We start from the raw sequence: 13,683 nt of genomic DNA on the forward strand, positions 1-13,683 counted from the left end.
AGTAAGTAAGAGAAAATGTATATATTTTCTTTTTAGTTTTTAAGAGAAAAGCTGAGAGGTGACACAGTTGCAAAAAGTTAAATTTGGTAAGCACAGACAAAGACGTAGCTATGCTAGAATATCAGAGGTAATTGATTTACCGGACTTAATTGAAATTCAAACGTTATCTTATGATAAATTTTTAGAAACTGGTCTAAAAGATGTTTTTAAAGATGTATCACCAATTGAAGGTAATAATGATAAATTAAGTTTAGAATTTATCGACTATAAATTAGGAACACCTAAGTATGATGTAGATGAATCTAAAGAACGAGATGCTACATATTCAGCACCTTTAAGAGTGCGCGTACGTTTAATCAATAAAGAACGTGACGAAATTAAAGAACAAGAAGTATTTATGGGTGAATTACCGTTGATGACTGAAACTGGAACGTTTATTATCAATGGTGCAGAGCGTGTAATTGTATCTCAATTAGTACGTTCGCCTTCTGTATATTTTACAGAAGATGACAAACTTAAAGTTAAAAATATCCCAAATGCCTATAAAACAACTGTTATTCCTAACAGAGGAGCTTGGTTGGAATTTGAAAAAGATATTAAAGGATTAGTTTACGCTCGTATCGATAGAACTAGAAAAATTCCTTTAACAACGCTTATTAGAGCGTTAGGTTTTGAATCTGATGAATCAATTATTAAATTATTCGGTGAAGATGCAGAACTATTAAATACATTAGAAAAAGATGAAAACTTAGACACAGGAACTGCGTTAAAAGTAATTTATGATAAATTACGTCCTGGTGAACCAGCTAACGTAGAAACTGCTAAAGCTACTTTACACGGAAGATTCTTCGATCCAAGAAGATATGACCTAGCTAAAGTAGGACGTTACAAATTAAATAACAAACTTCACGTTGGTGAACGCCTAGAAAATCAAATTTTAGTTGAGCCAATCGTTGATACAGAAACAGGAGAAATCTTAGTAGAAAAAGGTACTAAGTTAACACGAGAAATCATTGATGGAATTTATGAAGAATTAGGAACTACAGCTAACGTAGTTGAATTCGATATGAATGAAAGTCTTGATGGAAGTGATAGCCTTAAATTACAATTATTCAAAGTTGTAAATCAAGTTAAAGTAGGTAATGACTTCGATATCGATGAATTAACTGATGATCAAGTATTACACGTAATTGGTAATGGAGCACCTAATAAAGATGTTCTTACATTAACAATTGCTGATATCGTAGCAAGTATTAACTACTACCTATTATTAATTAAAAACCGTAGAAATAACGATGGATTTGAATTTGAATTAATCGGTCGTGTAGATGATATTGACCACCTTGGTAACCGTCGTCTACGTTGTATTGGTGAATTATTACAAAACCAAATTCGTGTAGGTATTTCTCGTATGGAGCGTGTTGTACGTGAACGTATGAGTATCCAAGATACTAATGAAATCACGCCACAACAACTTATTAACGTAAGACCAGTTACAGCAATTATTAAAGAGTTCTTCGGAAGTTCACAACTTTCACAATTCATGGACCAAGTAAACCCACTAAGTGAGCTTACTCACAAACGTCGTTTATCTGCACTTGGACCTGGTGGTTTAACAAGAGAACGTGCAGGGATGGAAGTTCGTGACGTTCACTATTCACACTATGGTCGTATGTGTCCGATTGAAACACCAGAGGGACCAAACATCGGTCTTATTAACTCACTTTCATCATTTGCCCGTATAAATGAGTTTGGATTCATTATGACTCCATACAGAAAAGTTGAGTTTGATGCGGAAGGACGTCCATACGTAACTGAAAATGTACAATACTTAACTGCTGATCAAGAAGATAAATACGTAGTAGCGCAATCAACTGCGAATGTTGATGAAAAAGGTTACTTCGTTGATGATGAAGTAGTATGTCGTTTTAGAGGAGATAATACAGTTAAACCTCGTGAAATGATGAACTTCATGGACGTATCACCTAAGCAAGTAGTATCTGCTGCCACTGCATGTATTCCGTTCTTAGAGAATGACGACTCTAACCGTGCACTTATGGGAGCGAACATGCAACGTCAAGCAGTACCTCTAATGATTACAGAAGCGCCATTCGTTGGTACTGGTATGGAGCACCTTGCAGCACGTGACTCAGGAGCGGCTGTTATCGCTAAATATCCAGGTATCGTAGAATACGTAGACGGAGCGAAAATTAAAGTACGTCGAATTGAAACTCTAGAAGGTAAAGAGATTAAAGGTGACTTAGATACATATGTAATTCATAAATTCGTACGTTCTAACCACTCTACAGCTTATAACCAAAAACCAATCGTTAAAGTTGGAGATAGAGTAGAACCTAAAGATATCCTTGCGGATGGTCCATCAATGGATAAAGGAGAGTTAGCTTTAGGTAAAAACCTTGTAGTAGCATTCGTTAACTGGGATGGTTATAACTATGAGGATGCTGTTATCATGAGTGAGCGTCTTGTAAAAGATGATGTTTATACTTCTATTCACGTAGAAGAATACGAAACTGATGCTCGTGATACTAAACTAGGGCCTGAAGAAATTACTCGTGAAATTCCTAACGTAGGTGAAAATGCACTTAGAAACTTAGATGCACGAGGAATTATTAGAATCGGGGCTGAAGTTAAAGATGGAGATATCTTAGTAGGTAAAGTTACACCGAAAGGATTAACTGAACAAACTCCAGAAGAAAAATTATTATATGCTATCTTTGGAGCTAAATCTAAAGAAGTACGTGATACATCATTACGTGTACCTCACGGTGCAGATGGAGTAGTTGCTGATGTTAAAATCTTTAAACGTGAAGATGGTGCAGAATTACCTAACGGTGTAAATGAACTTGTACGTGTATTCATCGTACAAAAACGTAAAATCCGCGTAGGGGATAAAATGGCCGGTCGTCACGGTAATAAAGGGGTTATCTCAAATATCTTACCAGAAGAAGATATGCCTTACCTACCAGACGGTACACCAGTTGACGTAATGTTAAACCCACTTGGGGTTCCATCTCGTATGAACATCGGACAAGTATTAGAGCTACACTTAGGTATGGCTGCTAAACAATTAGGAATCCACGTTGCTACACCAGTATTCGATGGAGCTACTGATGAAGATGTTTGGTCTACAGTTGCTGAGGCTGGAATGGCTAAAGATGCTAAAACAGTTCTTTATGATGGACGTACAGGTGAACCATTCGATAGCCGTGTATCTGTAGGGGTAATGTATATGATTAAACTTGCACACATGGTTGATGATAAACTTCATGCACGTTCAATTGGACCATACTCATTAGTAACTCAACAACCACTTGGAGGTAAAGCTCAGTTCGGTGGACAAAGATTTGGTGAGATGGAGGTATGGGCACTTGAAGCTTATGGTGCTGCATATACTCTTCAAGAAATCTTGACATACAAATCAGATGATACTAATGGTCGTGTTAAAACTTACGAAGCTATCGTTAAAGGTGAAAACATTCCACGTCCAGGTGTACCTGAATCATTCCGAGTGCTTATGAAAGAACTTCAAGCTTTAGGTATGGACTTTAGAGTAATGGATAATGAAGATAACGAAGTAGATATGGGTGATATCGATTTAGGAGATACAATTGACTTCCACGAATCACATAACCATGATCACAACGAAGAAAATTCAGAAGAAGCTAAAGAAACAAAAGAAGCTTCTGAACAAAGTACTGAAGAAGGATATCAAGGTTTAGCAAACTTACTTCTATCTGATACAGATGAATATGAAGATGTAGAAGAAGAAGCTGAAGAAGAAACTTCAGGATATCAAGCTTTAGCAAGTCTTTTAATGTCAGATACAGATGAGTATGAAGATGTAGAAGACGATACAGATGAAGAATAATAAAAATTTGACAATCAATCACAAAGAACTATTCAAGGCATTTATACAAAAAAATAAAGGAGGTATGCTCCTTGATAGACGTAAATAATTTTGCATATATGAAAATTAGTTTAGCTTCTCCTGAAAAAATCAGAAGTTGGTCTTATGGAGAGGTTAAAAAACCTGAAACTATTAACTATAGAACTTTAAAACCAGAAAATGATGGACTATTCTGTGAAAGAATCTTTGGTCCAACTAAAGACTGGGAATGTGCTTGTGGAAAGTACAAACGAGTAAGATATAAAAACATAAAATGTGATAAATGTGGAGTTGATGTAACTTTAGCTAAAGTTCGTCGTGAAAGAATGGGGCACTTAGAATTAGCTGCCCCAGTCAGCCACATTTGGTATTTCAAAGGTATTCCAAGTAGAATGGGTCTTCTACTTGACCTTAGTCCAAGACAATTAGAAGAAGTAATTTACTTTGCTTCTTATATTGTTATCGATCCAGGTGAAACTGACTTCATGAAAAAACAAATCGTTTCTGAACGTGAAGTACGTGAAGCACGTAGCACATTTGGAGCAAATTCTTTCGTAGCTAAAATGGGTGCTGAAGCTATTCGTGACCTTTTAGCTGAGTTAGACATTGAAAAAGAACTTAAAGACCTTAAAAATGAACTTAAAGAATTAAGTGAAAGTAACTATAAATCAGGTCAAAAAGTTGTAAAAATTATCAAACGTGTTGAAGTATTCGAAGCGTTTAAACACTCTGGAAATAAACCAGAATGGATGATTATGACTGTATTACCAGTTATCCCACCAGAATTAAGACCAATGGTTCAATTAGATGGTGGACGTTTTGCAACAAGTGACTTAAACGATTTATACAGACGTGTAATTAACCGTAACAACCGTCTGAAAAAGCTTATCGAACTTAAAGCACCAGGGCTAATCGTACAAAACGAAAAACGTATGTTACAAGAAGCAGTTGATGCATTAATCGATAACGGACGTCGTGGCCGTCCTGTAACAGGTCCAGGTAACAGAACATTAAAATCATTATCTAATATGTTAAAAGGTAAACACGGTCGTTTCCGTCAAAACTTATTAGGTAAACGTGTTGACTATTCTGGACGTTCAGTAATCGTAGTTGGTCCAAACCTAAAAATGTACCAATGTGGATTACCTAAAGAAATGGCTCTTGAATTATTCAAACCATTTGTTATGCGTGAATTAGTTAAACGTGAATTAGCTAATAACATTAAAAATGCTAAAAACCAAATCGAAAGAATGGAAGATCATGTTTGGGATATCTTAGAAGATATTATTCGTGAGCACCCAGTATTACTTAACCGTGCCCCGACTCTTCACAGACTTGGTATCCAAGCATTCGAACCAATCTTAGTTGAAGGACGTGCTATTCGACTTCACCCTCTTGTAACAACAGCATTTAACGCCGACTTCGATGGTGACCAAATGGCCGTTCACGTTCCTTTATCAAAAGAAGCTCAAGCAGAAGCACGTATGCTAATGTTAGCTGCACAAAACATCCTTAACCCTAAAGATGGTAAACCAGTAGTTACACCGTCTCAGGATATGGTATTAGGTAACTACTACCTAACACTAGAAAGACCTGGAGCAGTAGGGGAAGGTATGATTTTCAAAGATGCTGATGAAGCAAGAATTGCATACCAAAATGGATATATTCACCTTCACACTCGTGTAGGTATTGCAGCTAAATCTTTTGAAAACCCAACGTTTACAGAAGAACAAAACAAAAAATTACTTGTTACTACAATTGGTAAAGTAATTTTCAACGATATATTACCAGAAGGATTCCCATTCTTAAATGAACCTACTAAGGAAAACTTAGAAACAGCGACTCCTGATAAATATTTCGTAGCACCATCTGACTTAACAGAAGGTGGATTAAAAGCTTATATAGCTGAACAAGAACCAGCGACACCATTTAAAAAAGGATTCTTATCAAAAATCATTTCTGAAATCTTCAATAGATTCCACATCACAGAAACATCTATGATGTTAGACAGAATGAAAGACTTAGGATTCAAATACTCTTCAAGAGCTGGTATTACAGTTGGGGTAAGTGACGTATTCGTCCTACCTAACAAATATGAAATCTTAGCAGACTCACAAGCTAATGTTGATAAGATTACAACATTATATAGACGTGGTCTATTAACAGAAGAAGAAAGATATCAAAACGTTATTGCTCAATGGGCAAAAGCAAAAGATATTATCCAAGATCAACTTATGGACTCTCTTCCAGCTACTAACCCAATTTATATGATGAGTGACTCTGGAGCCCGTGGTAACGCGTCAAACTTTACTCAGTTAGCCGGAATGCGTGGTCTGATGGCTTCTCCATCAGGACGTATTATGGAGATGCCAGTACGTTCATCATTTAAAGAAGGATTAACAGTATTAGAGTTCTTCATTTCCTCTCACGGTGCGCGTAAAGGTCTTGCCGATACAGCCCTTAAAACAGCCGATTCAGGTTACTTAACTCGTCGTCTTGTTGACGTTGCACAAGATGTTATCGTTCGCGAAAACGACTGTGGTACATCTCGTGGATTAAGAGTTGCAGCACTTAAAAATGGAACAGATGAAATCGAAAGCTTACAAGAACGTCTTGAAGGTAGATACAGTAAAGAAACTGTTGTTCACCCAGAGACTGGAAAAGTTATCGTTGAAGATGGTCAATTAATTACATTAGATACAGCTAAAGAAATTGAAGCAGCTGGAATCGAAAGTGTTGTTATTAGATCAGCATTTACATGTAACTCACGTCACGGTGTTTGTGAGAAATGTTACGGTAAAAACTTAGCAACAGGTGAAAAAGTAGAAGTTGGGGAAGCAGTTGGTACAATTGCCGCTCAATCTATCGGAGAACCTGGTACACAGCTTACAATGCGTACGTTCCACACAGGTGGGGTTGCCGGTGCCGATATCACACAAGGTTTACCTCGTATTCAAGAGTTATTTGAAGCACGTAATCCTAAAGGTAAGGCATTAATCTCAGAAGTTGATGGAACAGTTACAAAAGTAGAAATCGATAATAACCACGTACGTAGAATTTACGTATTAAGTGAAATCGGTGAAGAAAGAGAATATCAAGACTATGGTGCAAGCCGTATGTTAGTTAAAGAAGATGACAAAGTTAAACGTGGTCAAGCTTTAACAGAAGGTTCTATTGAACCAAAAGAATTGCTATCAATTGCAGGGTTAGAAGCTGTTCAAAGCTATCTATTAACTGAGGTACAAAAAGTTTACCGTATGCAAGGGGTAGAAATCAGTGATAAACACGTTGAGGTTATGGTACGTCAAATGTTAAGAAAAGTACGTGTAATCAATGCTGGAGATACTGATTTACTTCCAGGTTCATTAGTTGATATTCACAAATTTACAGATGAAAACAAAAAAATTCTTGAAGCAAGAGGTAACATGGCGACAGCTAAACCTGTTATCCTAGGTATCACTAAAGCTTCATTAGAAACAGAAAGTTTCTTATCTGCAGCCTCATTCCAAGAAACAACTCGTGTTCTTACAGATGCAGCTGTTAAAGGAAAAGTTGATAAACTTATGGGACTTAAAGAGAACGTTATTATTGGTAAGCTAATTCCAGCAGGAACAGGAATGCCAAGATACAATGATGTTGATATTAAAGCAGAAAAATCATTAGAAACTGAAGTTAATAATGAATTAAGTAGACCAATTGAAGAAGAATTACACGAAGAATTAGGTTCTATTTAATAAAAAATAGATAAAAGTTAATAGGAATATAAAAAAAAATATTATATTCCTATTGACAAATCTAGAAAAAATATGTAAAATAAATAATGTTGAATACAAAAGTAGAAGCACCCGTTTCTCACCTGCCAATTTTGATTGTACAGGTTAATGTAGATGAAATGTAGAATTTTATGCTGGGTGTTTTGCACTCAGTTTTTTTTTAATGCTTTTAGTATTTAATGAATTTATAAATAGGAGGTGCTGATCATTAGTAAAGATACTGCACAAGTAAATGAAGGTATTAAAGCGAAAGAGTTTCTTTTAATTAGCCAAAATGGAGAACAATTAGGAGTTAAAACTAAGGCAGAAGCTATGCAAATTGCAGAGCGTATGAACCTAGATGTTGTTCTAGTAGCTCCAAATGCTAAAACACCAGTTGCAAAAATTATGAACTACGGTAAGTTCAAATTTGAACAGCAGAAGAAAGAAAAAGAAGCACGTAAGAAACAAAAAATCGTAACAACAAAAGAGATAAGATTATCTCCAACAATTGAAAAGCACGATTTTGAAACTAAGTTGAAAAATGCACGTAAATTCTTAGCAAAAGAAGACAAAGTTAAAGTTTCTATTCGTTTTAAAGGGAGAGCAATCACCCACAAAGAAATTGGACAGAAAGTTTTAGAAAACTTTTCTAACGAAGCTAGCGATATAGCTACTGTCGAACAAAAACCTAAAATGGAAGGTCGCAGTATGTTCTTAGTTCTAGCACCAAAAAAAGAGAAATAAAGGTTTAATATAGGAGGAATTTGATAATGCCAAAAATGAAATCTCACCGTGGTTTAGCAAAACGTGTGAAAAAAACAGCTAGCGGTAAATTAAAACGTAGCCGTGCTTATACTTCTCACTGGTTTTCAAGAAAAACTACTAAACAAAAACGTCACTTACGTAAAGCTTCATTAGTATCTCGTGGTGATTACAAACGTATTAGAACTTTATTAGTTAAATAATATTAAAGAAGATTAATTATAGCGTAAATACTTATTTAAGTTATACATAAGGAGGAATTAGATATGCCACGTGTTAAAGGTGGAACTGTGACTCGTCGTCGCCGTAAAAAAGTTTTAAAACTAGCTAAAGGATATTTTGGTTCAAAACATACATTATTCAAAGTTGCTAAGCAACAAGTAATGAAATCAGGAATGTATGCTTTCAGAGACCGTCGTCAAACAAAACGTAACTTCAGAAGATTATGGATCGTTCGTATTAATGCAGCTGCAAGATTAAACGGATTATCTTACAGCCGTCTAATGAACGGACTTAAAGTTGCTGGAATCGATATTAACAGAAAAATGTTATCAGAAATCGCTATCCACGACGCAGCTGGATTCGCAAGTATTTGTGAACAAGCTAAAGCAGCTTTAGCTAAATAATAAAAATTAATTAAAAGGTTACTTACATAATTTTGTAAGTAACCTTTTTTCTTAGGATAAATTTAAGATATAATGAAACTCAAGTTAAGAAAATAATTCTTATCTTGAGTTTTTGTCATATTTATTAGTTAGTAGACTATTTTTCTTGGATTCTTTAATCTATGAAGCTTATCTTTAGCTATTTCATTATATATTTCTTCATTTCTTTTTTCATATAACAGTGTAGCCCATGTATACCAAAGTAAATCACAAAAATTTAAGAAGACTTTTAATTTATTATAATTACATTCTTCATCAGTAAAATATGATTTTAAGAACGTTATTGTTTCTTCATAGCTTAAATCATTTTCAGAGATGAAACTTGCAATATCAAAGTAGTAATCATTATATCCAGCATATTCAAAATCGATTAAGTATAAAGCATCTTTAGAGAATAGGAAATTACCTTCTACTAAATCGTTATGGCATAGTCTATCAGCTTTATATACTTTTTTAAATTCATCAATTATATACATATATTTATCTAAGACATGTGGAACTTCGTCAATTTGATTGAAATATGTATTGAATTGATCAATTGGATCAAAAGTATTTTCAGCTTGAAATTTATTTGAATGAAACTCTTTTAAAAGCTTTCCTATTCTTACAATATTTGATAAACTTCTTTGTGAAATAAAAGTTTTAGGATTTGGTTGAAACACAGTTATTAAATTATCGTTATTAATATAGACTGGTTTTAAAAAATAGGGTTCATTCGATAATAACTTTAGTGCCTCTTTTTCATTTTCTTTATTAACTATTTTTGTTGAATCTTTCGATGTTCTATAGAAGTATTTATTTTTATCAGTAGTAACAATATAATTATTATTTGTAATTCCATAGCTTGTTTCTTCGATAGAAAATACTTTTTCATTTAGTATTTTTTCTAATTTCTCTTTACTATACATAAAATAATCCTCCTTTATTTCAGAAATTTAATATACTTTTCACTTTTATTATACAATATAGGTAATAAATATGAAAGAAAAACGATTTCAATATATTCATTAAGAAAAATAAACTTTTGTATTAAAATACTATTTATTTTATAATAACTTTCAAAAAATAGTAATTTATATTCATAAATTTTTATGATGTTATTTATGTGAACTATTATAGTTTCTAAACTGTGAGAATAGCTGATATATATAGTTATTTTTGAATTACATAATAATAAAATAAATGGAGTATTGTTGAAAAAAACGTAGAAATTTGGTATAATTAAAGTATATAAAATATATTTATATACATAGAGTTTCATTTTTAAATACTTAGGAGGTGTAAAATGAAAGAAGTTTTTATTAATAGTGAATATATCACGTTAGCACAATTTTTAAAGTTAGAAGGTTTCATAGGTTCTGGAGGAGAGGCTAAGTACTTTTTACAAGATGTAGAAGTTGAGTTAAACGGAGAACTAGAAAATAGACGAGGGAAAAAGTTATATTCAAACGATATTATTAAATTAGAAGGAAATGAATTCATAATTATTAATGAGAATTAAGAGTTTAAAATTACTGTACTTTCGAAATTATTTATCAATGAATATAGATGTACATCCCTCGCTTAATGTTTTAGTAGGAAACAATGCGAATGGAAAAACTAATATTATAGAATCTATTTTTTGTTTAGCGCTTGGACGTAGTTACCGAACAAAAAGTGATAGTGAATGCATAATGTTTGGCGAAACTGCCACTGCGATGTCATGTGTAGTTAATAAAAATGACAAAAATCTCGATATTATGTTAGGTATAAGTAATAAAGGAAAAAGTGCTAAAATTGCAGGAGTAAAGAAAAGTAAACTAACAGATTTTGTAGGAGAGCTTAATGTAGTATTATTTTCTCCAGAAGATTTACAATTAGTAAAAGGATCTCCGTCACTCAGAAGAGAGTTTATAAACAGAGAATTTTATCAGTTCTCACGTATTTATCATAAGTATTATTTAATGTACCAACATTTATTAAAACAGAGAAATTCTTATTTAAAAGATATGAAGAAAAATCCAAAGGATGAGATGTCTCTTGCGTATTTAGAGACGCTTACTTCTCAATTAGCTAAAGTGGCTATATATATAACAAAAGAAAGAGTATCGTTTGTTCAAGATATTTCAGAATTGACCTATAAAAATATGATGAATATATCTAATGGTCAAGAATCACTAAAAATCAGATACAAAAGTTCAGTTCTAGAATCCTTAAATATAGCTGATATAACAGATGAAGGATTTACTGAAGAGAATTTAACTAAAGTTATGATGAAAAAATTCTTTGATGATATAATGCGCGGTAGTACTAAAATAGGACCGCATCAAGATGACCTTGAATTCTATATAAATGATCTTGATGCAAAAATGTATGCATCACAAGGACAACAACGAAGCATCGTATTATCACTTAAATTAGCTGAGATAAATTATCTAAAATCGAAAACAGGTACTTATCCAGTTTTACTTTTAGATGATGTACTAAGTGAATTAGATAAAAATAGACAACTAAAATTATTAGATGCAATTAATGAAAATGTACAAACATTCATTACAACACCTTCGATATCAGATATTAAAGAAGATTTATTAAAAAAAGCTAAAGTTTTCAAAATAGAAAATGGAAATATTAGTGAATTAATCTAGAAAATTTATTTTATAAATTTACTAAAATGAAAGGAAAAATCATGGTAGAAAAAAAACAAATACAAGAATATAATGCCGATCAGATTCAGGTTCTTGAAGGACTTGAAGCCGTTAGGGTAAGACCAGGTATGTATATCGGTTCTACATCTAGTAAAGGTCTACACCACCTTGTTTGGGAAATTGTAGATAACTCTATAGATGAAGCCTTAGCCGGATATTGTGACACAATAACAGTTGCAATTGAAAAAGGAAATTGGATAAGAGTAGAAGATAATGGACGTGGTATTCCAGTAGATATTCAAGAACAAACTGGAAAACCAGCGCTTGAAGTAATTCTTACAGTACTTCACGCCGGAGGTAAATTCGGTGGAGGCGGATATAAAGTATCAGGTGGTCTTCACGGGGTAGGTGCCAGTGTAGTAAATGCTTTATCTACGAATCTAGAAGCTTCAGTTCATCGTGATGGGAAAATCCATACAATGAAGTTTGAACGAGGAGATGTAGTTCAAGGAATTACAGTAGTAGGAAATACTGATAGAACTGGAACGACTATTCGTTTTAAAGCAGATCCAGAAATTTTCCAAGAAACAACAGTATATGAATACGATATTTTAAGAACACGTATTAGAGAACTTGCTTTCTTAAATAAAGGTATAACAATTATACTTAAAGATGAAAGAGAAGGACAAGAAAAAGAAGAGACTTTCTACTATGAAGGTGGATTATTAGAATATGTAGAAATGTTAAATGAAAATAAAGATGCTTTACACGAAGCAATTTATGTGCATGGTGAGATGGATGGAAAAGAAGTTGAAATCTCAATGCAATATAACACAGGATATTCTAGCAATGTATTAAGTTATGCTAATAACATTAATACACATGAGGGTGGAACTCACGAAAGTGGATTTAAAACAGCACTTACAAGAATCATCAACTCGTATGGTAAAAAGAATAAACTTATTAAAGACAAAGAGTCATTAACAGGTGATGACGTTCGTGAAGGACTTGTTGCGATTATCTCAATTAAACACCCAAATCCACAGTTCGAAGGACAAACAAAAACTAAACTAGGTAACTCAGAGATGAGTACAATTACTAATAAGTTATTCTCTGAAGAATTAGATAGATTCTTACTAGAAAATCCAAAAATAGCAAAAATAATAGTTGAAAAAGGACTTCAAGCATCACGTGCTAGAATTGCAGCTAAAAAAGCTCGTGAATCTACACGTCGTAAAAATGCTTTAGAATTTACAAACCTTCCTGGGAAACTAGCTGACTGTTCGAGTAAAGATGCAGCTGAATGTGAACTATTCCTAGTCGAAGGGGACTCTGCGGGAGGAAGTGCAAAACTTGGACGTAATAGTAAATTCCAAGCCATTTTACCATTAAAAGGTAAAATTCTGAACGTAGAGAAAGTAAGAATAGATAAAGTATTAGCTAATGACGAAGTACGTTCATTAATTACAGCTATTGGTATGGGAATTGGAGAAACATTAAATATTGATAAACTTCGTTATCATAAAATTGTTATCATGACTGATGCCGATGTCGATGGAAGTCACATTAGAACATTATTATTAACATTCTTCTTCAGATATATGAGAGAACTTATCGATGCAGGATATGTATATATCGCTAGACCGCCTCTATACGGTCTAAAAGTAGGTAAAAAAGAATTCTACTGTCATACAGAAGAAGAGCTTAAACAAAATATTGAAGAACATGCTGGAGATAAAAAGTACACTGTTCAACGATACAAAGGTCTTGGAGAGATGAATGCAGAAGAACTATGGGATACTACAATGGATCCAGAACATCGTTTAATGTATCAAGTAAGTATTGATGATGCTCAAAGAGCGGATGCAGCATTTGATACGTTAATGGGTGAAAAAGTAGAACCAAGACGTAAATTCATCGAAGATAATGCTCTAAATGTTATAAACTTAGACATTTAGAAAGAAAGG

9 protein-coding genes are annotated in these 13,683 nt (G+C 33.4%); 8 read left to right on the forward strand and 1 reads right to left on the reverse strand.

Annotated features, from left to right (window positions below):
• Positions 1–67: 67 nt before the first annotated feature.
• The 5 genes from rpoB to rplT all read left to right on the forward strand — a co-directional run bounded on the left by rpoB (position 68) and on the right by rplT (position 9,050).
• The gene (gene rpoB, locus ACWOA3_RS01620) at positions 68–3,889 is read left to right on the forward strand and encodes a DNA-directed RNA polymerase subunit beta (RefSeq protein WP_442565724.1); all 3,822 of its coding nucleotides are present in this window, start codon (positions 68–70) and stop codon (positions 3,887–3,889) included.
• 71 nt (positions 3,890–3,960) lie between these two features.
• Entirely contained in the window at positions 3,961–7,641 is a 3,681-nt protein-coding gene (rpoC, locus tag ACWOA3_RS01625; protein WP_003146327.1) for a DNA-directed RNA polymerase subunit beta', read from the forward strand.
• A gap of 237 nt (positions 7,642–7,878) precedes the next feature.
• Positions 7,879–8,406 carry a translation initiation factor IF-3 gene (infC, locus tag ACWOA3_RS01630; protein ID WP_003145601.1) on the forward strand — a complete coding sequence of 176 codons (528 nt, stop codon included), beginning with the start codon at positions 7,879–7,881 and terminating at the stop codon, positions 8,404–8,406.
• Positions 8,407–8,432: 26 nt separating this feature from the next.
• Complete coding sequence (rpmI, locus tag ACWOA3_RS01635; protein ID WP_003145690.1) at positions 8,433–8,627, forward strand: 50S ribosomal protein L35; 195 nt, start codon at positions 8,433–8,435, stop codon at positions 8,625–8,627.
• Between the two features lie 63 nt (positions 8,628–8,690).
• The gene (rplT, locus tag ACWOA3_RS01640; protein ID WP_003146326.1) at positions 8,691–9,050 is read left to right on the forward strand and encodes a 50S ribosomal protein L20; all 360 of its coding nucleotides are present in this window, start codon (positions 8,691–8,693) and stop codon (positions 9,048–9,050) included.
• A gap of 128 nt (positions 9,051–9,178) precedes the next feature.
• Here the strand turns inward: rplT and ACWOA3_RS01645 are convergent, their stop codons facing one another.
• Positions 9,179–9,997: a phosphotransferase gene (locus ACWOA3_RS01645; RefSeq protein WP_456883864.1), complete on the reverse strand. Its 819-nt coding sequence runs from the start codon at positions 9,995–9,997 to the stop codon at positions 9,179–9,181.
• A 377-nt stretch (positions 9,998–10,374) separates the two neighbouring features.
• On the opposite strand from ACWOA3_RS01645, the gene yaaA reads away from it, so the two are divergent.
• The 3 genes from yaaA to gyrB are packed head-to-tail and all read left to right on the forward strand — an operon-like array spanning position 10,375 to position 13,674.
• Complete coding sequence (gene yaaA / locus ACWOA3_RS01650) at positions 10,375–10,590, forward strand: S4 domain-containing protein YaaA (protein ID WP_003146324.1); 216 nt, start codon at positions 10,375–10,377, stop codon at positions 10,588–10,590.
• Positions 10,591–10,627: 37 nt separating this feature from the next.
• Positions 10,628–11,716 (forward strand): DNA replication/repair protein RecF, encoded by a 1,089-nt coding sequence (gene recF / locus ACWOA3_RS01655; RefSeq protein WP_456883865.1) that lies wholly within the window; start codon positions 10,628–10,630, stop codon positions 11,714–11,716.
• Between the two features lie 41 nt (positions 11,717–11,757).
• Positions 11,758–13,674: a DNA topoisomerase (ATP-hydrolyzing) subunit B gene (gene gyrB / locus ACWOA3_RS01660; RefSeq protein ID WP_456883866.1), complete on the forward strand. Its 1,917-nt coding sequence runs from the start codon at positions 11,758–11,760 to the stop codon at positions 13,672–13,674.
• Positions 13,675–13,683 lie beyond the last annotated feature (9 nt).

The sequence above is a fragment of the Gemella taiwanensis genome, assembly GCF_054054385.1.